This window comes from Pseudaestuariivita sp., from assembly GCF_052825805.1.
Window position 1 is genome coordinate 1 of record NZ_JBRBVB010000013.1, and the last position, 23254, is coordinate 23254.

20 protein-coding genes are annotated in these 23254 nt (G+C 66.1%); 15 read left to right on the top strand and 5 right to left on the bottom strand.

The window, feature by feature from the left end:
- Positions 1-1166: 1166 nt before the first annotated feature.
- Together ACU0B3_RS14230 and ACU0B3_RS14235 are read right to left on the bottom strand one after the other, a co-directional pair.
- Positions 1167-6773, bottom strand: a complete 5607-nt coding sequence (locus tag ACU0B3_RS14230; protein ID WP_446261529.1) for a calcium-binding protein — start codon at positions 6771-6773, stop codon at positions 1167-1169.
- Positions 6774-6776: 3 nt separating this feature from the next.
- A complete protein-coding gene (locus ACU0B3_RS14235; RefSeq protein ID WP_446261530.1) occupies positions 6777-8420 on the bottom strand; it encodes an alpha/beta fold hydrolase in 1644 nt (547 codons plus the stop codon).
- 246 nt (positions 8421-8666) lie between these two features.
- Between ACU0B3_RS14235 and ACU0B3_RS14240 the strand changes: the two genes are divergently transcribed.
- From ACU0B3_RS14240 to tdh, 10 genes are all read left to right on the top strand, one after another.
- Complete coding sequence (locus ACU0B3_RS14240) at positions 8667-9257, top strand: hypothetical protein (protein ID WP_446261531.1); 591 nt, start codon at positions 8667-8669, stop codon at positions 9255-9257.
- Entirely contained in the window at positions 9257-9925 is a 669-nt protein-coding gene (locus ACU0B3_RS14245; RefSeq protein WP_446261532.1) for an ABC transporter ATP-binding protein, read from the top strand. Before ACU0B3_RS14240 ends, ACU0B3_RS14245 begins: the two co-directional genes overlap by 1 nt.
- Positions 9922-11091: an ABC transporter permease gene (locus tag ACU0B3_RS14250; RefSeq protein ID WP_446261533.1), complete on the top strand. Its 1170-nt coding sequence runs from the start codon at positions 9922-9924 to the stop codon at positions 11089-11091. The genes ACU0B3_RS14245 and ACU0B3_RS14250 overlap by 4 nt, the downstream gene beginning before the upstream one ends.
- A gap of 56 nt (positions 11092-11147) precedes the next feature.
- On the top strand, positions 11148-11924 hold the full coding sequence (locus tag ACU0B3_RS14255) for a DUF4198 domain-containing protein (RefSeq protein WP_446261534.1): 777 nt from the start codon (positions 11148-11150) through the stop codon (positions 11922-11924).
- A gap of 41 nt (positions 11925-11965) precedes the next feature.
- Positions 11966-12271 carry a hypothetical protein gene (locus tag ACU0B3_RS14260; RefSeq protein ID WP_446261535.1) on the top strand — a complete coding sequence of 102 codons (306 nt, stop codon included), beginning with the start codon at positions 11966-11968 and terminating at the stop codon, positions 12269-12271.
- Entirely contained in the window at positions 12259-13176 is a 918-nt protein-coding gene (locus ACU0B3_RS14265; protein ID WP_446261536.1) for a metal ABC transporter substrate-binding protein, read from the top strand. Before ACU0B3_RS14260 ends, ACU0B3_RS14265 begins: the two co-directional genes overlap by 13 nt.
- Complete coding sequence (locus tag ACU0B3_RS14270; RefSeq protein WP_446261537.1) at positions 13173-13655, top strand: DUF1993 family protein; 483 nt, start codon at positions 13173-13175, stop codon at positions 13653-13655. The genes ACU0B3_RS14265 and ACU0B3_RS14270 overlap by 4 nt, the downstream gene beginning before the upstream one ends.
- Before the next feature lie 48 nt (positions 13656-13703).
- Positions 13704-14267, top strand: a complete 564-nt coding sequence (locus ACU0B3_RS14275; protein ID WP_446261538.1) for a helix-turn-helix domain-containing protein — start codon at positions 13704-13706, stop codon at positions 14265-14267.
- A gap of 101 nt (positions 14268-14368) precedes the next feature.
- A complete protein-coding gene (locus tag ACU0B3_RS14280; protein ID WP_446261539.1) occupies positions 14369-15553 on the top strand; it encodes a glycine C-acetyltransferase in 1185 nt (394 codons plus the stop codon).
- A gap of 14 nt (positions 15554-15567) precedes the next feature.
- A complete protein-coding gene (gene tdh / locus ACU0B3_RS14285; protein WP_446261868.1) occupies positions 15568-16599 on the top strand; it encodes an L-threonine 3-dehydrogenase in 1032 nt (343 codons plus the stop codon).
- A gap of 9 nt (positions 16600-16608) precedes the next feature.
- On the opposite strand, the gene ACU0B3_RS14290 is transcribed toward tdh, so the two are convergent.
- Positions 16609-17136, bottom strand: a complete 528-nt coding sequence (locus ACU0B3_RS14290) for a DUF1826 domain-containing protein (RefSeq protein ID WP_446261540.1) — start codon at positions 17134-17136, stop codon at positions 16609-16611.
- 115 nt (positions 17137-17251) lie between these two features.
- Complete coding sequence (locus ACU0B3_RS14295) at positions 17252-18466, bottom strand: GTP-binding protein (RefSeq protein WP_446261541.1); 1215 nt, start codon at positions 18464-18466, stop codon at positions 17252-17254.
- A gap of 131 nt (positions 18467-18597) precedes the next feature.
- Between ACU0B3_RS14295 and ACU0B3_RS14300 the strand changes: the two genes are divergently transcribed.
- Positions 18598-19026, top strand: a complete 429-nt coding sequence (locus ACU0B3_RS14300; RefSeq protein WP_446261542.1) for an Rrf2 family transcriptional regulator — start codon at positions 18598-18600, stop codon at positions 19024-19026.
- A gap of 161 nt (positions 19027-19187) precedes the next feature.
- A complete protein-coding gene (locus ACU0B3_RS14305) occupies positions 19188-19985 on the top strand; it encodes a MauE/DoxX family redox-associated membrane protein (RefSeq protein ID WP_446261543.1) in 798 nt (265 codons plus the stop codon).
- A 205-nt stretch (positions 19986-20190) separates the two neighbouring features.
- Here ACU0B3_RS14305 and ACU0B3_RS14310 read toward each other — a convergent pair whose 3' ends face one another.
- The gene (locus ACU0B3_RS14310; protein WP_446261544.1) at positions 20191-21135 is read right to left on the bottom strand and encodes a 3-keto-5-aminohexanoate cleavage protein; all 945 of its coding nucleotides are present in this window, start codon (positions 21133-21135) and stop codon (positions 20191-20193) included.
- A gap of 167 nt (positions 21136-21302) precedes the next feature.
- On the opposite strand from ACU0B3_RS14310, the gene ACU0B3_RS14315 reads away from it, so the two are divergent.
- The 3 genes from ACU0B3_RS14315 (at position 21303) to ACU0B3_RS14325 (ending at position 23234) form a co-directional block, all read left to right on the top strand.
- On the top strand, positions 21303-21857 hold the full coding sequence (locus ACU0B3_RS14315) for a sigma-70 family RNA polymerase sigma factor (protein WP_446261545.1): 555 nt from the start codon (positions 21303-21305) through the stop codon (positions 21855-21857).
- Positions 21854-22540 (top strand): anti-sigma factor, encoded by a 687-nt coding sequence (locus tag ACU0B3_RS14320; protein ID WP_446261546.1) that lies wholly within the window; start codon positions 21854-21856, stop codon positions 22538-22540. Before ACU0B3_RS14315 ends, ACU0B3_RS14320 begins: the two co-directional genes overlap by 4 nt.
- A 142-nt stretch (positions 22541-22682) precedes the next feature.
- The gene (locus tag ACU0B3_RS14325) at positions 22683-23234 is read left to right on the top strand and encodes a fasciclin domain-containing protein (RefSeq protein WP_446261547.1); all 552 of its coding nucleotides are present in this window, start codon (positions 22683-22685) and stop codon (positions 23232-23234) included.
- Positions 23235-23254 lie beyond the last annotated feature (20 nt).

The window sequence follows — 23254 nt, forward strand, 5'->3', positions numbered from 1 at the left end:
CGATCCCTACCGCCGGAGCCAAAAATACACGCAAATCGGATGGATACGTAGCGTAACCGAAGCTGGACCCATGTTCCTTCGTCGGCAACCCGCATGACGACATGCGTATCTTTTAGTATAAAGCGCAACGATCGAGTATCGTATCTAGGTGACTAAGTTTCCGCGCCAGACGCCCGCTCCCGAACCACCCCAATATTTCCATGAACGCTTCGGATCGGCAGCGCTCGACAAATTCCCGGATGCCAAGGCGGCAATCGCTGACACCGTCACGAAGTACGCAGAAGCCGATTCGAACGTTCGCATTTTCGTAATGTCTCGGCTATCGCCGGATGCAGACCTGTCGCAAGAACTCCAAAGTGTACTTCGAAAAGACGACGACGTGAAACTTATGCTTAAGTTGTGTCTCGCCTCAAGTGGAAGAGGAGACCTTAGAAATGCAGTAGCTCAGTTTCTCCATGCCCGTCAGCAGATTAAGCGGTTTCGAGATAGTTTCTGTCACGGGGTATGGAGTTGTCGATCGGACCTCAGCGATCGACTTCTATTGAGACGGGCTGACACCTATCGCAAAGCTTACAGGGAGTTGTTGGAAAGATTTTCCGAGGTCGGTGCTAAACAACCTAATTTGGGTCCAGCGGAAGTTTGGGCAATTTCAGACTTTGATAGGGCCACGCGCGTCAGTCAAAGGCTAATCTACGCTTCAAACGCCCTTGCGGTTTGTTTTTCCCGCCCTCCTCCTGAGCATATCCAGCGGTTTCTGGCTCCGCTCGAGAAAGATGGCCTGCTAGACGTTCAGCCGTGGGATTTGAAATCATGAACTCGATGCGCCTTGAGCGCTTTTCCTCTTCTCCCGGACCGTGGGTTTCCGCCGTCGGACAAGGCTTGCGAGGCTTTAACCTCTGAATTGCCAGTGGCTTTACACCAGCTCACGCAACGACGTGCAACGCCCGCTACCAAAGTCTGTGGCGGGTGCATCACCCGACGAACCATCTACTCACGAAAATCGGCATTTGCATACTCCCACACGATCGCTTTGCTTGAGCACAGGATGCACTGGCCCGGCTCCCACAGATTTTCGGTTTGGCCGCGTTTGGCTCAACCAAGGCAAAGTGAGAAACCAGGCTCGGTGTGCACCTCGCGCCGCGCGCCTCCTCCCAACCTTTCAAACGCTAAACGATCACCAGGTCATCTGCGAGACCCGCGAGGGTGTTCATGTTTTCCAGCGTCAGGGTGTTGCCTCCGCCGAAGTCGAACACGATCCGCACCCCTTGAACGCTGGCAAAGGAGCTGACCACGTCTTCGGCCGACAAGGTCCCTGTCCAAAGCGCGTCATCGAGCTCGATGACGTCGGCGCCAATCCCGAAATCGGAAATCGTGTCCTGACCGCTGCCGTAGACAAAGACGTCCGCGCCGAGACCCCCGTTCAGGTTATCGTCGCCAGCACCGCCGAGGAGCGTGTCCGCCCCGGCCCCGCCTAACAGGGTGTCGTTGCCCGCGTTGCCATAGAGTTCGTCGTCGCCACCACGTGTCACGATGCGGTCCGCGCCGTTTAGCCCGAACACCGTGTCCTGTCCGTTCACACCCTCCTGGTCCGTGTCAAAGTACCTGTCCGCGCCACCGCCGAGATACGTCAAGTCCCGGCCATCGCCGCCGTACACGGTGTCTGTGCCGTTGCCCGAGCGGATCGTATCCGCGCCTATCCCGCCGTAGATCGTGTCGGCTCCGGTGCCGCCTTCGAGGCTGTCCTTGCCGCTGTTGCCATAGATCTCGTCGTTGCCACCGCTGCCGAGGACCGTGTCGTCCCCGTTTAACCCATGCACCGTGTCGCGCCCGACCACGTCGCCCTGCGCGGTGTCCACGAACCGGTCATCGCCCGCGCCGAGGAAGGCAAGGTCACGGCCGTCGCCGCCATGCACCGTGTCCGCGCCGCCGCCGGATCTGATCGTATCCCCACCGTTGCCGCCAAAGAGCGCATCGGCACCGTTCCCGCCTTCGAGGCTGTCCGCGCCGAAATTGCCACGCAGATCATCCGCGCCGCCGCCGCCGTAGATCGTGTCCGCGCCTCCGAGGCCAAAGACGCTGTCCGGCCCGTTTGCGCCGTCCGACTTGTCTCCGAAGAGGTCGCTCCCGGCGCCGAGGTAGACCTCGTCCGCGCCGTTGCCGCCATCGACGGTGTCGTCGCCCGCGCCTGCCCGGATCGTGTCCGCGCCGCCGCGCCCGAGGATCGTCTCGTTCACCACCGTGCCGGTCAGCGTGTTGTCGTCGCCATTGCCCTCGATCACCACGGGGCCTGTCGAAACAAGCGTGGAGGCTTGCGCGTAGGTGAGCGTGGCGTCGTTGAAGACGAAGAGCTCGACATCGTCCCCGATTAGATCGTCGCCAAGGGGCGAAGACAGCACCAGCGATGAGGCGCCCGCCGTGGCCGTCACCTCATTCGAGTTGATGGCAAAGACCGCGCGGTCCTGACCGTCACCGCCCCGGATCGTGTCGTCGCCAAGCCCGCCCGTCAGCGTGTCGTTGCCGTTCAGGCCCTGCAGCAGGTCATCGCCGGGGCCGCCGTCCGCTGCGCCGCTCACGAGGCTGGTGACAAGCACATCGTCGTGGTCCGACCCGATCACGCCCTCGACCGAGACAAAGAAATCGCCCTCCCCGTCGCCGCTGTTGTTGCTGGCGTCGCCGAGGTGAATTTCAACGCCGTTCGTGGCGTCCGCGTAGCTGGCGTAGTCGAACCCCGCTCCGCCATCGAGCCGGTCCTCGCCATTCCCGCCCACGAGCGTGTCGCTGCCCGCGCCGCCAATAAGCGTGTCGTCTTGTGCATAGCCCATGAGCAAGTCGTTGCCGGCCTTGCCCTGCAACTCGTTGATGAAGCTATTTCCACCGATGGTGTCCGCGCCGGGCGAGCCGACCACGTTCTCGATGCTCTGGTAGCGGTCGCCTTCGGCGGCGCCCTCGTTGAGGCTGGCGTCGCGCAGGTCTACACGCAGCGAGTTGAGCGCGCCATCGTAGGTGACCGTGTCGCGCCCGTCGCCGCCCACAAAGCTGTCGGCGCCGTCCTCGTTCGATGGGAAGGCCGTGTCGCCCCCGTTGAGCAGATCATCGCCGGCAAAGCCGATGAGTGTGTCGTTGCCCTGCCCGCCCGAAAGCGTGTCGGCGCCCGCGGTGCCGTTGATCTCCTGATTGCCGCTGCCATGCGCGAGGACAAGGCCCGGGACGTCTTCACCCTTGAGGATGGTCAGGCCGCCGACGGAGCTGACGCTGATGCCTTGGGCGGCGAGCAGTTGGTCGGACCGCGCGATGTGCAGCACCGCATCCACCGAGCCGTCATCGCCCATGTCGATGCGCAGCTCTTGCGCGCTGGTCGTGCCGACGTCGACAAAGTCAAAGGACACTGGCTGCGGGATCGTCGTATCGAACTCGGAAAAGGGCTCCCCGATGCCAATGGTCATGCCGATGTTGAACCGCTCGAGGTGGTCGCCGTCGAGCTCCTCAAGAGTGCCGCGGATCATGTCGGGACCGTGCGCGTCGATCGTGTCGATGCCGAGCCCCGGCGAGATCACGTCATAGCTGCCTCCGACGATGAGCCCATGCGCCTGGATGAAGTCGTTGCCATCCCCGCCTTCGAGCGAGTCCGCGTCCTCGCCGCCGATGATCGTGTCATCGCCGGGTCCCCCTATGATGCGGTCGAGCCCGCTCCCGCCTCTCAGCTCGCTGGCGTCGGTGCCGCCAAAGATCAGGTCGTTGCCACTTCCGCCGCTCAGAGTGTCCGTGCCGTCGACACCAAAGAGGATGTCGTTGCCACTTCCGCCCGAAGCACGGTCATCCCCACCGTTGAACGTGTCGTAGAATTCGCCCGAGACACCGACCACATCATTCCCGGTGCCTGGGGTGATGATGTTGTAGCCGCCGAAGGAGGCGATGGTGTCGTCGCCCGGCCCGCCATCAATCGTGTCGAGCCCACTGCCGGTCTCAATGCGCTGTCCATCGGCAGTGCCGACGATCTCCCAGGTCTGCGGACCCCTAAAGATGACATTCTCGATCCCTTGGACTTCAAGCAGGACAGTCCCAAGCTCATTGCGCACTTGCCCGAGGTCGAAATCCCAGGTCATCGGCTCGGTCGCGTAGGGCAGCGCGCCTTCGGCGATGATCAGCGTGTCGATTCCATCACCGCCGTCCACCTCGAGCGCTTCGAGATCGACCAGCGTAATCGTGTCGTCGCCGCCGCCCGCGCGGATGATGTCGTGTCCGCCTTGGCCGTAGATCGCTGTGGCTCCATCGCCGTCGACCAGAAAGTCGCCGCGGTCCGTGCCAAACATTTCAATGTCGTTGGTTCTCGGGCTGGAGGTCCGCGCGCCAATGATGCCGCCTATGTCGACCGCACGGTCGTCGAAATGCAGCCACTCGATGCTCTCGATCGTGTCGTTCCCGTCCGGCCCGGTGAGGATCGCAGCGCCTTCGCTGGGGCGGTCGAGCGTGTAGCGATCGAAGTCGCCGCCAAAAACGGCCACGTCCTCGCCTATGAGCCCGTCGATCAGATCGTCGCCGAGCCCGCCAGTCAGCGTGTCGATGCTGAGCGAGCCGGTGATGGTGTCGTTGCCCGACGTGCCATCCACATCGTCTCCGGCAGCCGGGATCAGCAAGCCATCGGCGCGCGCGACCCACTCGATGTTGCGCGCGGTGATCTCGCCGAGCGGGGAAGTGATGATAAGGTCTCCGTCCTCCGACAGCTCGAACTCCACGTCTGCGTCGGCCGGATAGTCCACCTCATCCTCGACCACGTCGACGATGGCCAGCGTGTCTTCGCCGCGCCCCCCGTCGACCTCGTCATTGCCGGGACCGGCGACCAGCAGGTCATCTCCGCCGCCCCCGCGGATCGTGTCATTGCCCTCGCCGCCGCGCAGCGTGTCGGCACCCGCGCCACCTTCGAGCAGGTCGTCGCCAGCAAGGCCGCTCAGCTCGTCGTCGCCGTCCATGCCGTTCTGGAAGTCGTTGCCCGAGGAGCCGAAGTCGACGTCATCCCCGCCGGACGTGTTGTCGCTGGGGCGCAGCCCGCCCTGGCTGATGATGGTCACCAGCTCGTTGGCGATGAACTCCGAATAGGTCTCATCGCCGATCCAGTCTCCATAAGTCTGTCCCAGCAGCTTACCGGCATCATTGTTGCTCAGGTGCGTGTCGGCCTGATCCGCAGGACCGTCGTTGTTCGAGTTCGACGCCCCTGGCCCGTTCAACTGACCCACCGGCACGATGTAGATGCCCACGGTGATCGGCTCGGGCTGCTGGGTATCACCCGTCGCCTGGTTGCTGGGCGGGATTTCCACGGTGATGTTGTGGACCGGGATCTCGACCGTGTCGGGCCCCGGCAGGCCGGAGCCGCCGATGGTCCCGCTCCACCCGTCGATGTAAGACGCCGTCGGGCCAAGGCTGTTGGCCAGCGCCGTTGCGGCACTCGCAAAGCTCGCATCATCCGGGAAGGCGTCGGTCACCAGCACCACGCTGCGCGAGCCCGCAGAGGGCCGCCAGTCGACCTGGCTGATAAGCTCGAAGATCGGCTCCCAGACCGGGCCGCTTTCCGGCGGCTTTTCCCGCTCGTCCTCTTCGCGGTCCTCGGTTTCCTCGAGAAAGCCCGAGATGTCGCCCATCATCTGGTTAAAGCGCGCCTCGAAATCGACCATCTCGCCAAAATCGCGGGAGACATTGAAAGTATCGAGCGGACGCTCGTAGCCCAGCGGCTCTTCGGGCGTCTCGTCGCGTTCCCAGATTTCCGCCGTGTAGGACGCCGCAAAGCGCACGTCCTGACTGCCGCCGTTCTGCTCCATCACCTTGCGGGCGATGTCGCGCACCATCTGGCCAGAGACAATCGCGTCGTTCCCCTTCATCGAGTGCGAGGTGTCGACGATGAACTGGATGTCGGTCTGGTGCGTCATCCCGTTCTGCTCGAGCGCGTAGGTCTTGCCGGAGCCAAGCATGTGAACCTGATCGATGCCGATCGCCGTCACCTCGCCCTGGTTCGCGGCGCCGCGCACATGCGACAGGTTCCATGTCCCGTCCGGCTGGAACCGCCAGTCCCAGTCCTTGGCAAGCCCTTCGAGGACCAGCGTGTCGATGCCGTCGCCCCCGTCGATGACCGCGTCCGTTTCGCCATGCCAGATGTAGTCGTCGCCGCCCCCGCTGGCTGCAGTGCCGTCGAAGCCCTGGTTGAGCAACAGAACGTCGCGCGAGTTGCCGAGCCCGGTGGTGTCCTGAACGAAAGATACCGCCATCGCCATATCGATCTCGTTGCCGAACGAATAGGATCTGCCGTCGACGATACCCGCCCTGTCGCCGAACACGTCGATCGCAGGCCAGCCGAGGATTTCGAACGCGCCATTGCCGATCTCGGAAAAGACGGCATTGATACCGCGCCCGATATCCGACGTGTAGTCAGACGCGGACACCACGAAAGACAGATCGGCCACTTCGCTCGCGAAAAGCGCGATCAAGCCCAGGTCCGGGTGAGCCTCCGCGCCGACGCCGTCGTTGGTGATGTGCATCGCGTCCGGGTACGGGTCTCGCGCCAGTTCAAAGTAGAGGTTGCCGGGCGTCGGCGTGTAGGACGCAAACACGCTTGGCGCTACGAGGTCTATGTTCTGGCCCACATTGTTCGTCAGCCAGCCGTCCACCCAGCCTCGGAACGTACTTGAGTCGTTGTAAAGATACGCAAGACGGTCGAGCAATGCGCTCGCGTCAGACGACGAATATCCGTGAATGATAAAGCGGTTCTCGACGCTCGAAAAAGACATCAATTAACTCCGATCTGAAAAGTCGTGCAGCGCGCTCAAGTGGCGCGCGATGAGGGCTGGATGGGTCCACCACAGGAGCTGGCCTGCGTCTTCGATCCCGGTGAATGTCGCGCCGATCCGAGAGGCGTAGTCCCGGGCGCTGTCAAAAGTCACGACGGGGTCGTGCCGGCCATGCAGAATATAAACGGGGGCTGCCAGATCGTTCACGTTGTCGGACCAGTCCCGCACCACCTGGTGCGCGTCGATCTCGAACGCCTGATGGCCCTGTTTGACGATGTTCTGAAAGCCCGCGTAGAGCATGTCGCGCAGCGCCGGGTCAGCGGCCGCGGCAGCCGCATCCACGCTGCCCGCCGGGTAGAGCGCAGCGAGGAAGGCGTCCATGCCGCGCGCGTCGATCTGTGCAATCCCCGAGCGCAGGATCGCGGGCAAGAGCCGCGGCGTCCAGCGCGTCGTCAGCGCCACCGTGCGCTGGCGTCGCTCCATGGCAAAGATCTGCGCCATCGACCTGATCGGCACGCCGCCCGACACCGCCAGCACGCCTTTGACCAGATCGGGCCGGGCTTTCGCAAAGTCATAGGCGTAAAGGCTCCCGGACATATGTCCGGCCACGACGGCACCGGACACGCCGAGCCGCGCGCAAAGCACTCCGAGGTCCGCCGACAGCCGCCCGGGCGCGCTCGGCGGGTCCGCCACCGCGCCCTTGTCGAGATCGCTGTCGCCAAAGCCGGGGCGCCAGGGGCAGATCAGCCGCAGGTTCTCGGCCTTGAGCGCCTCCACCAGCGGCGGCAGGCAGTACGGCCCGTTCAGCATGTTGTGCAGCATCAGGCACGGCCGCCCGGTCCGTGGTCCGTAAAGCGCATAGTGCAGCTTGCGCCCGTCCGGGAGCACGAGCACGCGCGCCTCGCGCTGCGCGGCGTCACCCGAGGTGGCGTCGATCACGTGTTGAAGGCCGGTGAGCAGGCGCACGAGTTGGGTCTGGCCGGGCATGCGCGTCTTGCGCTGGACCGCCTTGAGCTGGGAGCGGATCGTCTCGATCCCGCGCCCGGTGCTCTGCGCGATGTCGCGCAGGCTCAGCCCTTGCAGGAGCGCCGCCGCGACCCGCGTCTCTGCCGCGGTTAGGTCGTAAAGCCTCTGCACCGCCGCGTCATGCTGCGCAGTCCACCGCCCATGCAGCGCCCGCAAAGTCTTGCGTCCGCGCCTGCGTTCCGTGACCACCATCGCCGCGCTGAGACCGCTGGCCCCGGTGGCGACCACGATGCTGTCGCCCGCGCGCCCGGTGAGCTCGACCGTCGCGCCAACCGACACGCCCAGCGCCTCCGACCCCGCCCTGTTGCAGGAGGTGACGCGGCCCTCGGCGCTCAGCTGCAGCTCGGCCACCTCCGCCTCCGGCACCGCACCCGGCGTGCGCCCCATCCGCGCGTGGATGTCGAAGGCGCGCAAGAGGTGATCGGCGATTGCGCCCTGCCCCGGCGGGTACGCGCTGCGACCTGCGGCGTCTTGCGCGCGCACCTGCGCTTCGAGGTAATCGCCCCACAGCGCCATCAGCTTGTCATTGGCGTCGGGATCGACGGTGACCTGATAGATCGCCGCCACGAGCGCATCTGTACCCGTGTCGTCACTGCCTGCCTGTGGCTGCCGATCCATCATTGAACGCGCACTGTGAAAATAAACGTCCCTCTTGCACGCAGGCTACGTTTGTTCTCACACGGTAGCATCCCCCAAATGGGTTAAACGAGGCGGACGCGCCGAGTGTTTTTCCAACGCGGCCCCGAGGGCCGAGACGCATGCGTCGTCGCTAGCGGCACGTCCGCACCTGCCCCGGAGCGCTTGCACTCCCGCGCCTTTTCGCAGAGGCTGCGCGGCAGTCGACCAGCCAGACGTCGAGATTGAGCCGTGAAATCCACTTCCCTTGTTGCAGCCGGTGTTCTGGTGGCGGGTCTCGCGCTGGGGGCGGCGGCGTTCTGGCCGCGCGGCGGGGCGGTCTCGGAGACCGAGACCTATACCGCGCCGGGCATGGAGCCGATGACCATCACGGGCGCGCAGGTGGAGTTCTGGCGCCTCACCCCGGCGCTGCTGCTCGTCGTTTACGAGGCGTTTGGCCAGACCGAAGAGGCGGCGATCTATGACACGCTGGCCAGCGTCACGCACGGGGACGCGCTGGAATACCTCTATCTCGAGCGCGTGGGCGCGATGAAAGGCGGCGGGCTCGAGGAGGCGGATCAGAAGATCCACGAGATCCAGCTTTTGAACACGCAAGCCAGCCGCGCGGGCGGCACCCTGGAGATCGACGCGACGTGGCAGGTCATCGGGACCGTAGGCCATGCCGAACACCTGCACGTGCGCGGCAACACCTACAGCGCCGATCTGACCGTGGCCCCCGTGGAGGGCGCCTGGCGGATCACCGATTTCGTGCTGCGCGAGGTCAACCGCGACACCGCCGGAGAGACGTTCGAGGCGCCGCCAGAAGACGCGGTGACCAACTGATGATCGAGGTCCGGGACCTCACCTTTGGCTACGCGGGCGGCGGATTTCGCATGCGCGTGCCGGAGTTCAGCTTGGCCGAGGGTGAGCGCGTTGCCATCGTCGGACCGAGCGGCAGCGGCAAGACCACGCTCTTGAACCTGATCGCGGGCATCCTGACGCCCGAGGCCGGCCGGATCGAGGTGGGCGGGACCGAGGTGACGGGCATGTCCGACGGCGACCGCCGGCGGTTTCGCGCAAGCCGGATCGGGTTCGTGTTCCAGGACTTTGCCCTGCTCGACTACCTCTCGGCGCGGCAGAACATCTTTTATCCCTATCGCATCACGCCGGCGCTGACGCTCGATGCCGCTGCCAAAGAGCGGGCGCAGCGGCTCGCGGATGCCTGCGGGATCGGGGACAAGCTCGACCGCCATCCGGCGGCGCTGAGCCAGGGCGAGCAGCAGCGCGTGGCGATCTGCCGGGCGCTGGTCACGCAGCCGGGGCTGATCCTGTCGGACGAGGCGACGGGCAACCTCGACCCGGCGTCCAAGGCGCGCATCCTCGATCTCCTGTTCGAGCAGGCCGCCGAGGCGGGCGCAGCGGTGCTGGCGGTGACCCACGATCACGAGCTCTTGCCGCGGTTCGGGCGGGTCCTCGATTTTGCGCAGTTCCGCGAGGCGGAGGAGGCATGAACGCGCTCTATCTCGCCTTTGCCTACCTGCGGTATCACTGGGCGCGGAGCCTCGTGCTGGTGCTGGTCGCGGCGCTCATCATGTTCGTGCCGGTGGCCACGCAGACGCTGCTCTCGACGAGCGAGCGGGCGCTGGTGGCGCGTGGCGAGGCGACGCCGCTCTTGCTCGGCAGTCGCGGCTCGCAGCTCGATCTGACGATGGCGGCGCTCTACTTTTCGGACGAGCGCCCGGATCCGGTCGCCATGCGCGAGGTAGAGATGATCTGGGACAGCGGCCTCGGCATCCCGATCCCGGTGCATACGGCATTTTCCTCGTCAGGGTTCCGCATCGTCGGCACGACGCTCGACTATTTCGACTTTCGCGACCTGACACCTGCCGAGGGGCGCGGGTTGTCGCTGCTCGGCGATGCCGTGATCGGTGCAGACGTGGCCGAGGCGCTGCGCAAGGGCGTGGGGGACACGCTCGTTTCAGCGCCTGAGAACCTCTTTGACCTCGACGGGGTCTACCCGCTCGAGATGCCGGTCGTGGGCGTGCTCGCACGCACGAACACACCCGATGATCAGGCGATCTTCGTGGACATCAAGACGGCCTGGGTGATCCAGGGGATCGGGCACGGGCACGAGGATGTGGTCACGGCAGCGGATGTCGCGAGCGGCGCGGCGGCGCTTTCGGGCGCGGCAGTGGTCGAGTACCAGCGCATCACCGAAGACAACATCGAGAGCTTTCACTTTCACGGCGATCAGGACAACTTTCCGGCCTCCGGCGTGATCGTCGTGCCGAACGACACGCGCGCGGCGACGATCCTCAAGGGGCGCTATCTCGACGCCGAGGGACCGACGCAGCTGATCGCGCCCGCCGGAGTGATCGGCGGCCTCGTGGACCGCATCTTTCGGATCAAGGCGCTTTTGGATGTCGTGACCGCGATCATCGCCGTGGCGGCCTTTGCCGCCGTGGGGCTCGCGGTCTTTCTCACGTACCGCCTGCGTGCGCGGGAAATCGCCACCGCCATCAAGCTTGGCGCAGCGCGCGGCATGGTGCTGCGGCTGCTGGCCGCGGAAACCGTTACATTGCTGTTACTTTCCGCCGTTATCGCAGCTGGTGGCGCAACCCTCGTTGCGCGCAATGCCGAGGCCTGGGTGGGCTGGCTGCTCGCCTTTGGCTCTTGAAGTCGGCGCCTAAAGCACCACACATTTAGGTAAGACACTGAAACCTGGGAGGTTCCATGACACGTCACATTCTCACCGCATCGCTCACCGCTCTTCTCGCCGCCACGCCGGCGCTGGCGCATTACGGGATGATCATCCCGGACGACCCGATGGTCAGCCAGGAAGACGGGCGCAGCGTTGCGCTGACGATGTCGTTTTCGCACCCGTTCGAAATGGACGGGATGATGCTCGATACGCCGAACGCGTTTACGGTCACGCATGAGGGCACCACCACCGACCTGCTCGGCAACCTTGAAGGCGCCACGGTGATGGACGAGGCGGGTTACACGCTCGATTACCCGCTCGAGCGCCCGGGCACTTACGTCTTTGCGATGGAGCCGCAGCCCTACTGGGAGCCGGCCGAGGACGCGTTCATCATCCACTACACCAAGACCTACGTGACCGCTTACGGCGACGACGAGGGGTGGGACACCGAGCTGGGACTCAAGACGGAGATCGTGCCGCTGTCCAAACCCTTTGGCCTCTGGGAGCACAACGTGTTCCAGGGCATCGTCAAGATGGACGGCGAGGCGGTGCCGTACGCCGAGGTCGAAGTCGAGTTCTTCAACGACGGCGCGGGCGCCACGGTGCCGGACGAGCTGATGATCACCCAGACGGTCAAGGCGGATGCCGACGGCGTCTTCACCTACGCGCCGCCCTCGGACGGCTGGTGGGGCTTTGCCGCGCTCAACACCGCCGACTACACCCTGACCGAAGAGGGCTCGGGCGAAGAGAAAGCCGTCGAGCTCGGTGCCGTGATCTGGGTCCACTTCGAAGAGTGGACGGGTCAGTGACTCTGCGCCAGGTCCTCTGCGCTGGTCTTGGCGCAAGCCTCATGCTCGCCGCTCCCATCGGGGCGGCGGCACACCAGCTTGTCGTCTTTGCCTCCGTCGATTGCGAGGCCGTGACGGTGGAGGCCAAGTTCTCGAACGGGCGTGTGACGCAAGAGGGCGATGTGCGCGTGCTGGACGGGGACAACACCCTACAGACGACGCTGCGGTTGCAACCCGATGGCACGGCGCGCGTGCCGCTCGCAGATTTGGACCATTCGGGCGGGCTCGTGATCGAAGTCGACACCGGCAGCCACGACAATTACTGGATCGTGACCCCCGAGGACATCGCGCGCAAATGCGGAAGCTGACGCCCCTGCCCCGGCTGCGCGGGCTCTGCGCCGCGGCTCTGCTGGCGCTCGCCGCCACCTCTGCAAGTGCGGAGGACCGCCCGCGCGTCGTCGCCGTCAGCCAGGCGCTTGCCTCCTTTGCCGAGGCGCTGCTGGGCGATGCAGCGCAGGTCGAGTTTCCCGTGCCGGACGGCGTCGATCCGTCGTTCTGGCGCCCCTCGATTGCCGACATCAGCGCCGTGCAATCGGCTGATATGATCCTGCTGAACGGTGCCGGCTTTGCGACCTGGATCGACCGGGTCTCCCTGCCCCGCTCGCGCGTCGTGAACACGTCGGCGGGGATCGAGGATCGGTTCATCGTCACCGAGAGCATCACCCACAGCCACGGCGACGGCGGGGAGCACTCCCACGAGGGGCTGGCGGCCTACACCTGGCTCGACCCGACGCTTGCGCGGGCGCAGGTGGAGGTGATGGCGACGGCACTCGAGCGGCGTGGTCTGGCACCTGACGACGCGGACGCGCGGCTTGCCGATCTGCGCGCTGCGCTGACGACGCTCGATACCGAGACCCGAAACGCGCTGCAAGGGATGAGCGATACGACGTTCATCGCCACGCATCCGCGTTATCAATACCTCGCTCGGCGCTATGACCTCTCCATCGCAGCCCTCGAATGGGAGGCGGGTGCAATGCCAAATGCGGACGAGCTTGCCGCGCTCGAGGCGCTTGTGGAGGAGACCGGCGCGCGCGTGTTGATCTGGGAGGCGGCCCCCCCGGCAGAGGCGATCGACGCAGCCAGCGCGCTTGGCCTTGCCAGCGTCGTGTTCGAGCCATGGGCCGCCCGCACTGCCTCCGAAGGCACCTTTGTCGACGCCTACGCCGCCGCCGTGGCCGCCCTCTCCGAGGCGGCCCGTCAGGCCATCAAGTGACCCAAGGCACCGACGCCGCCCTCACCGGCGCAGTCACGCATTACCTCGCGCGCGCGGGCCATGTGCTCGCGCGTATCGAAGAGGCTGAGGACCCGGCGGCGCTCATGGCCGTGACGCTGGCGCCGGACGGGTTCGACACCGGCTTTCACCTCGCGGTCGCGATCCAGTTCGCGGCGCGTGCGCTCTGCCTGCCGGTCGGTGCACCCGTGCCGGAAATCGCGGAGCCCTGCACGCTCGCCACCCTCCGCACCTTGCACAGCGACGTCACCGAGGCGGTTGCCAAGGCCCCTGCCACCGACTGGACCGCGCCAGTCCACCATCAGGCTGGCGACGCGCAGCTGTCGCAGACCGCAGCCGACTACGTCGCCCGCTTTGCGCTGCCCAACATGCTCTTTCACCTGACGATGGCCTATGCCGGGCTGCGCCACGCGGGGCTTGCCATCGGGAAGGCGGATTTCGACGGGCTGCACGCCTACTGAGCTCTGCAGAGTATTGGCACATCCGCCGATATGCCCTACACCTCCGCCATGTTGGAAGACGACGATGACATTCTGACCCTGCTCCCCGCCCGCCTCAAGGAGGCGCGTCGGGACAAGGGGCTGTCGCTCGAGGCGGTGGCCAATCTCAGCGGTGTCTCCCGGTCGATGGTCAGCCAGATCGAGCGCGGCGAAAGCAGCCCGACGATCTCCACGCTCTGGAACCTCACCCGCGCGTTGCAGGTCGACTTTGCCGGTCTGCTCGACGCGCCCGCCGCCGAGGACCGCATCGACACGCTGCGCGCCGCGGACGTGCCGACCATTGAAAACATGGGCCAAGGCTGCCGTATCCGCATCCTGTCCCCGCCGAAGGACGCTGGAGGACATGAGGTCTACGACATCCACCTCGCCGCAGGTGGCGCGCTCGTCAGCAAGGCGCACGGACCCGGCACGCACGAACAACTTACCGTGCTCGATGGCGCGGTGCACGTCGTCTCCGGCGCGGCGGAAAGCCGTATGGGCGCGGGCGACACGGCGCGCTACCGGGCCGACGTCGACCACGCGATCACCGCACAAGACGGCGCCGCGCGCATCTTCCTCATCGTCAAAACCTAGCTCCTATCCGACATACCGGAATTTTTTCTGTCATAACGAAGTTCACTATTTCGGAAACACGTCCGCTATGATAGACATACCTCCAAAGAGTTGGAGGCCCCATGTCAGACCCGTTTTTGTCCCACGTCACGCAGGAGCTGGCGCAAATCCGCGCCGATGGGCTCTACAAGGAAGAGCGGCAGATCACCTCTCCGCAAGGCGGCGGGATCGCTGTCGGCAAGCGGGAGATGGTGAACCTCTGCGCCAACAACTACCTTGGGCTCGCGAACCACCCGGCCCTGATCGCGGCGGCGCAGCGCGCGATGGACCCGCGGGGGTTCGGCATGGCCTCGGTGCGGTTCATCTGCGGCACGCAGGACCTCCACCGGGAGCTGGAAACGCGGCTGGCGCGGTTCCTCGGCAAGGACGACAGCATCCTCTTTGCGGCCTGCTTTGACGCCAACGGCGGGCTCTTTGAGCCCTTGCTGGGCGCCGAGGACGCAATCGTCTCCGACAGCCTCAACCACGCCTCGATCATCGACGGCGTGCGCCTCTGCAAGGCCAAGCGTTACCGCTACGCCAACAACGACATGCACGATCTCGAGGCCAAGCTGCGTGAGGCCCGCGCCGCGGGCGCCCGGCACATCATGGTGGCCACCGACGGCGTCTTTTCGATGGACGGCTATCTCGCGAACCTGCCGGAGATCACGCGCCTCGCCGAAGCCTATGACGCGGTGGTCATGGTCGACGACTGCCACGCGACGGGATTTATGGGTCCGCGCGGAGCCGGGACGCCCGACCATTTCGGCGTCGAGGTGGACATCCTGACCGGCACGCTCGGCAAGGCGCTGGGCGGCGCCATCGGCGGATACATCGCAGGACCGCAGCCGGTGATCGACCTCTTGCGCCAGCGGGCGCGGCCGTACCTGTTCTCCAACGCGCTCCCGCCGTCGATCGTGGCCGCCGGGATCGAGGCCATCGCGCTCATTGAGGACGGCGCGGACCTACGCGCGCGCCTCTTTGCCAATGCCGCGCACTGGCGCGCAGGTCTAGAGGCGCTCGGTTTTGACCTTTTGGCCGGATCGCACCCGATCATCCCGGTCATGCTGGGCGATGCCAAGCTGGCGCAGGCCATGGCGGCGGAGCTTTTTGACGAGGGTGTGTTCGTCGCGGGCTTTTTCTACCCCGTCGTGCCGCAGGGCCAGGCGCGCATCCGCACGCAGATGTCGGCGGCCCTCACCGAGGCCGAGCTCGACCGCGCCCTGGAGGCGTTCGGGAGGGTCGGCAAACGGCTGGGAGTGATCTGATGCGCCGCAACACGATGAAGGCGCTCGAGAAATCCGCGCCCCGCGAGGGGCTCTGGATGGTCGAGGCGCCCGTCCCCGAGATCGCCCCGGACGAAGTCCTGATCCGCGTCAACACCACCGGCATCTGCGGCACCGACGTGCACATCTGGAACTGGGACGACTGGGCGGCGCACACGGTGCCGACGCCGATGATCACCGGGCACGAATTTGCCGGCGAGATCGTTGAGATCGGACGCGACGTGACAGGGCTCCGCATCGGGCAGCGCTGCTCGGGCGAAGGGCACCTGATCGGCACGCAAAGCCGGCAGAGCCGCGCGGGAAAGTTCCACCTCGACCCCGGCACGCGCGGGATCGGGGTCAACACGCAGGGCGCCTTTGCCGAATACCTCGCGCTGCCGGCGTTCAACGTGGTGCCACTGCCCGATGACATCCCCGACGAGATCGGCGCGATCCTCGACCCGCTCGGCAACGCCGTGCACACCGCGCTCAGCTTTGACCTTTTGGGGGAGGACGTGCTGATCACCGGCGCGGGCCCGATCGGGATCATGGCTGCCGCCGTCGCCCGGCACGCCGGCGCGCGCAACGTGGTCATCACCGACATCAACGAGGGCCGGCTGGAGCTGGCGCGCCACGTCGTGCCAACCGCCCGCGCCGTCAACGTCGCCACCGAAGAGCTGCGGGACGTCATCGCCAAGCTGGGTCTGAGCCAGGGGTTTGACGTCGGGCTCGAGATGTCCGGGAGCCAGCAGGCGCTCGACCAGATGGTCGAGGCGCTGGTGATGGGTGGCAAGATCGCTCTGCTTGGCATCCCGCTCGGGCACTCCCCCGTCGACTGGTCGCGCATCGTCTTCAAGGCGATCACGATCAAGGGCGTTTATGGCCGCGAAATGTTCGAGACCTGGTACAAGATGATCGCGATGCTGCAGAACGGCCTCGACGTGAGCCGCGTCATCACTCATCGGCTGGCTGCCTCGGAGTTCGAGGCCGGCTTTGCGGCGATGCGGTCGGGGCAGTCCGGGAAGGTCGTGCTCGACTGGCGGGGTTGAGCTGCGTGGTCAGGGCGCGTGATCAAACGTCGCGTCGTCGCCGGAAAGCGGATCGAGGACGAGCAGCAGGCGCGTCTCTCCGCTGCCCTCGATCGGAGGCGAGCGGTGCAGGAGGCCGGCGTCGGGCTCGGGCCGCCAGAGGGAGCCGCGCATCAGGATCGGCGCGCCCGTCGGCACGGTCAGAATTTCTTGTGGATCGCCGCCCGCGTGCGCGGTGCCGTATTGGGTGCCCGTCCCGCGGTAGGTGCAGACCAGCCGCGCGGTGATCGCGTCGCGGTGGAACTTGCGGCAGGCATTGGTGGTGACCGCCTCGAGCCGCAGGCGCAGCTGGCGCGCCTCCATCATGTCGGCAAAACGCTCGGCGAGGGAGGCGATGTCCCCGATCAGCCAGGCGCGCTCGGGCATGGCGGGCATCCGGGCTGCGTCACACAGCGCTTCTGCTGCGCGGGCGATACCCGCGACCGAGGCAACCATCCGTCCGTGCGGCAGGTGTTCGGGCGCCAAGGCGTCGAGCCAGCCCAGCACGTCCGCCGGCATGTCGCGCGACACACCAGCGCTGCGCAATCGGCGGCACAGAAGTCGTCCATGGCGTCGGGCGTGTCTACCACGTAAGTCCCGGCCGGCTGCGGCGCGGTCTTGCCTGCCAGCGCATTCACGCGGCGGCCTCCGCCCGGCGCCATCCCGGAAACGGATCGGAGAGATCGAGCGGCAGCTGATCGGGCCCGGACGCCAGCTCTTCGGGGACAAGGCACGCGTCGAGCTTGGCCTTGAGCGCGGGCCAGTCGATGCCCGCGCCGATAAAGACAAGCTCCTGCCGGCGGTCGCCCCACGGCTCCTGCCAGTGCTGGCGCATGTAGTCGCGCGCGCTGTCGTGGTCGGGCCAGCGCTCCTCTGGGACGGACGCCCACCAGGTGCCGATCGGCTGGATGCTCGAGAGCGCCCCTGCGAGCGAGAATTCGGCCACCCATTCAGGGCGCGTGGCCAGCCAGAAGTGGCCCTTGGCCCGGATCACGCCGGGCATCTCGCCGTTGAGCACCGCCAGGATCTTCTCTGGCACAAAGGGCGCGCGGGCGCGGTAGACATGGGACGTGACGCCGTATTCTTCGGTCTCCGGCACGTGATCGGCAAAGCCATAAAGCTCCTTGGCCCACATCGGATGCTCGTGCGCGGCGTCGAAATCAAAGAGCCCTGTGTCGAGGATCTTGTCGGCGGCGACCTGCGAATGGTTCGTCTCGATGATCTCGGCATCGGCGTTGAGGCTGCGGATGATCTTGCGCGCGGCATCAACCTGCTCTGGCGCAGCATCGCCGACCTTGTTCAGGATCACCACGTCGGCGAACTCCATCTGGTCGGTCAAAAGGTGCACGAGCGTGCGCGTGTCCTCCTCGCCCAGGGACTCGCCCCGGTCCTTGAGAAAGTCGTGGCTGGAGAAATCCTTGAGCAGGTTGACCGCGTCCACCACCGTGACCATCGTGTCGAGCCGTGCGACGTCCGACAGGCTGTCGCCGAGCTCGTCGCGGAAATCGAAGGTCGCCGCGACCGGCAGTGGCTCGGAGATCCCCGTGCTTTCGATCAACAGGTAATCGAACCGGCCCTCGCCGGCGAGGCGGCGCACTTCGTCCAGCAGATCGTCCCGCAGGGTGCAGCAGATGCAGCCGTTCGACATCTCGACCAGCGTCTCGTCCGTGCGGCTCAGCTCGGTGTCGGCGCGCACGAGACCTGCGTCGATGTTGACCTCGGACATGTCGTTGACGATCACCGCCACCCGCCGCCCCTCGCGGTTGTTGAGCACGCGGTTGAGCAAGGTCGTCTTGCCCGCTCCGAGAAAGCCCGAAAGGACGGTGACGGGAAGTCGTGTGTCTGTCATGGTGCAGCTCCATCCCCATGTTGCGCGCCACGTAACCTATCGAGTTGCGAGACAAATGCAACCGCAAGTGTTACGATGTGAGTGATGGTAATAGGCGGGCTGCCAAATGGCCCGCGTGGAGGAGCCAACCCATGAAGCGCAACAGCCGCCTGTCGCTTGCCCTGCACACGCTCAGCCACATGGCAGGCGAGCCGGACCGCGTGCGCACCTCCGCCGATATCGCCAGCCACGCCGGCACCAACCCGGTGGTCGTGCGCCGGGTGCTGGGCAAGCTGCGCGAGGCCGGGCTTCTGCGCTCCGACAAGGGCCACGCGGGCGGCTGGCGTCTGGCACGCCCGGCATCGGGGATCACGCTGGCCGATGTCTACCAGGCGCTGGACGAGCGGCTGGTGGCCGGCGCCAGCGGCGAGATCGAGACCTCGCAGTGCAGCGTCGAGACCGGCCTGCAGGAGCGCGTCGCCCAAGTGCTCGAGGAAGTCGAGGCGAGCTTGGTGCAGCGCCTGCGCGAGACGACAATCACCGACGTGCATGCCAGCTCGTGCAGTGTCTGCAACAGCTGATTGCGTTTTCTCGCGCCGCGAGACAGCGCTTTGAAAGAGACGGCGCTTTAGAACGGCAGGGCGTCAAATGACCTAGATCGCCGCACCCCTTGTCAGGCACCACCTGCGACGGCATATCCCCAGTGACACGCCCGCGCCGCGCTGCGGCGGAGCCAGCGACGATGGAGGGACTTGTGCCGAAAGACACCCGCGACGCATCCGATGTCTCGACCGACCCCGCCAAGGCGGCGATTGGCAAGACCGCAGTGCTCTACCGCATGGCGCTGCCCGATCACCTCTGTCCCTCGGGCCAGAAGGCGCGCTGGCTGCTCGAGCGGCAGGGCTACATCGTGGATGACCGGCTCTTTCGCACCCGCGCCGAGGTCGACGCGTTCAAGGCCGCGCATGGCGTCAAGACGACGCCGCAAGCCTGGATCGACGGCACCCGTGTCGGCGGCTACACCGACCTGCGCAAAAAGCTGACCGGCTGGGATCCGTCCCGGACGACTTACACGCCTGTGATTTTCCTCTTTGCCGTGGCGGCGCTGACGGCCGTCGCGCTCTCCATCGGGTTTCTCGGCGCGATCACCTGGCAGACGCTCGGCTGGTTCATCTCCGTCTCGATGATCCTGCTCGGCATGCAAAAGCTGCGCGACATCGAGGGGTTCACCACGATGTTCCTCAACTACGACCTCTTGGCGCGCCGCTGGGTGCCCTACGCCTATGTCTACCCGTTCGTGGAGACCGGCGCCGGCATCCTGATGACCGGGATGCTCCTGACCTGGCTCTCCGCCCCCGCCGCGCTCATCGTCGCCTCCATCGGCGCCGTGAGCGTGTTCAAGGCCGTCTACATCGACCGTCGCACGCTCAAATGCGCCTGCGTGGGCGGCAATTCCAACGTGCCGCTCGGCTTTGTCAGCCTGACCGAGAACCTGATGATGATTGGGATGGCGGTGGTCATGCTGTGGAACATCTTTTGACGGCAACACCCTTTCGGATCAGCTGGCGCGCTTAAGCAAGCGGCTCTAAACCTTCTAAACACAGGCTCAATTTAAAGCTCTTGCCTGACAGGCACTGTCAGGCCGCGCCGACCCGCCCCCCTGGGGCGGCGCGATTGCGCCACCCCGCGGGTCGGCGCGTGAGCTTCTGTTTCGACTGCGTCAGATTAGACGTCGCCACCATATCTCAAAACGCGACCTGATCCCCGCCCTTGAGGCCGAGGATCACCCGCGCCTCGTCCGGGGTCGCGATCTCGAGGCCAAGCCCCTCGACCAGCGCGCGCACCTTGGCGACCTGCACCGCGTTCGAGGTGGCGAGCTCCCCCCGGCCCGCCCAGAGGCTGTCCTCGAGCCCCACACGCACGTTGCCGCCCAGCGTCGCTGCCTGCGCCGCGACACGGAACTGGTTTGCGCCTGCCCCCAGCACCGACCACCGCAGGTCCGCCCCAAAGAGCCGGTCCGCCGTCCGCTTCATATGCAGCACGTCCTCGGCATGCGCCCCGATCCCGCCCAGAAGGCCAAAGACCGACTGCACAAAGAACGGCGGTTTGACGAGTCCGCGTTCGGCAAAATGCGCAAGGTTGTAGAGATGCGAGATGTCATAGCACTCGAACTCGAACCGGGTGCCGTTGCCGTAGCAGGTCTCGAGCACGTACTCGATGTCCTGGAACGAGTTTCGGAACACCAGGTCGCGCGAGCCTTCGAGATGCGCCCGCTCCCAGTCGTGCCGAAACTCGGTATAGCGGTTCAGCATGGGGTAGAGGCCAAAGTTCATCGAGCCCATGTTGAGCGAGGCGAGCTCCGGCTGGAACGTGGCCGCCGGCGCGACACGCTCGGCGACGCTCATGTAAGGCGAGCCGCCCGTGGTGATGTTGAGCGCCGCATCGCAGCCCTGCTTGATCCGCGGCAGGAACGGGGCAAAGCCCTCGGGCGTCTGGTCGGGGCGCCCATCCTCGGGATTGCGCGCGTGCAGATGCAGGACGGCCGCGCCCGCCTCCGTGGCGGCCAGCGCCTCCGCGACGATCTCGTCCGGCGTCACCGGCAGATGCGGCGACATCGAGGGTGTGTGGATCGCCCCGGTCAGGGCGCAGGTGATGATGACCTTGCCGGTCTGGGTGTCGGGTCGGCTCATGTCGCAAAGTCTCCGGCTGCGCGAGACCCAGCCTAGCGCGCAAACCCCTGCCCCGCCAAGCGCCGCGCGCACGCCGCCCTTTACCCAAGCCCGCCACTTTGGGCTGGCCTTTGCGCCCCGCGTGCCACAGTGTCACCCACAGGACGAGGTCAGGGCGCAGGCGCCCGATGGGCGGCAACGTGACGACACCGGACGACATCGAAGACGCCATTGCGCGGATCAGCCTCGGCGACCGGGCCGCGTTCCAGTTCGTCTATGACGCGACCTCGGCGAAACTATTCGGCGTGTGCCTGCGTGTCTTGAACAATCGCGCCGAGGCCGAAGACACGTTGCAGGAGGTTTACATCAAGGTCTGGCACAAGGCCGGGCTCTACAAGGCGAACGGCTACAGCCCGATGACCTGGCTGATCACGCTGGCGCGCAACACGGCCATCGACCGCCTGCGGGCGCGCAAGACGGTGACGCTCGACATCGACGAGGCGCAGGCGCTGCCGGACGGAGGCCCCGGACCCGAGGGGCAGGCGATTGCCGCCTCCGAACGACGCAAGCTGGCGGCCTGCATGGAGGAGCTCGACGCGGACCGGTCCGAGGCCGTGCGCCGCGCCTACCTCGACGGCGACAGCTACAAGGAGCTGGCGGCACGCTACGATGTCCCGCTCAACACGATGCGGACCTGGCTGCGACGCAGCCTGCTGAAACTGAAGGACTGCCTGAGCCGATGAGCGACCAGGACGATCACGAGACCGACGCCGCGCTGGCCGGGGAATACGTCCTCAGCCTGATGCCGGACGCCGAGCGCACAGCGTTCGAGGCGCGCCTGCGCAGCGAGCCGGCCCTGCGCGATCTCGTGCGCGACTGGACCGACGCGCTGGTGGTGATGGCCGATGAAGTGCCGCCCGAGACGCCGCCGCGCCAGCTCAAGGCCAAGGTCGACGCAGCGCTCTTCGGCACGCCCGCCAAGGCGCGCAGGCCGCTCTGGCAGTGGCTGGCCGGTGGCACCGTGGCGGCGGCCATCGCCCTCGGCGCGATGGTCTTCGCCCCGCCCATTCTTCAAGGACCTCCCGCCACTCCCACCCTGACGGCGCAGATCATGGCCGAAGACGGCACGCTGGCCATCGCAGCCAGCTACTTTGCCGATCAACGCGCGCTCGAGATCATCCGCGCCGCGGGGGACGCTCCGCCCGGCCGGGTGCTCGAGCTGTGGCTGATCGCCGAAGGCGCCGCGGCGCCGGTGTCGCTGGGCGTGCTGAGCGCCGATTCCGCCACCCGCCTGGAGGTGAGCGACCGCCTCGCCGCGCAGCTGGCAGGCGGCGTTCTGGCGGTCAGCGACGAGCCGCCAGGTGGCTCCCCGACCGGCGCTCCGACCGGCAGCGTGCTCGCGGTGGGGGAAGTGACGGACGCCTAAGGCACTGACTTTAAACACGAAAAACCTGAATGGCCTGAAGATTGGCCTGAAAAAGTTTACGAAGTGTGAAACTTCACCCAGCCCGCGCTCGTGCCTCCTGCATCGTTCGGCCAAACCGGCCACCAGTATCAGGAGTACCAAAATGACGTTCAAGTCTCTCGCCGCAGGCACCGCCACCGCAATCGCCCTGGCCACCGCCACCTTTGCCATGAACCCGACCGTTGGCGGCGCGCCGATGCTCGTCGAGCGCAACATCATCGAGAACGCCGTCAACTCGCCGATCCACACCACGCTGGTCGCCGCCGTGCAGGCTGCCGATCTCGTCGAGACGCTGCAAGGCGAAGGTCCGTTCACCGTCTTTGCCCCTGTCGATGACGCCTTTGCCGCGCTGCCCGCCGGCACGGTCGAGACGCTGCTCGAGCCGGAAAACAAGGAGATGCTGCAAAAGGTCCTGACCGCGCACGTGGTCGCCGGTGACTGGTCCGCCGCCGACATCATCGCCGCCGCCAAATCGAGCCCGGATGGGTTCTACCACTTCAACGCCGTTTCGGGCGACGCCCTCTCGGCCAAGGTCGTGGGCGGCAACGTCTACATCTTCGACGAAAGCGGCAACGCGGGCAAAGTCACCGTGGCAGACGTCGACCAGTCGAACGGCGTGATCCACGTGGTCAACAAGGTGCTCGTGCCCAAGTAAGGCGCCCCGCACCCCCCGGC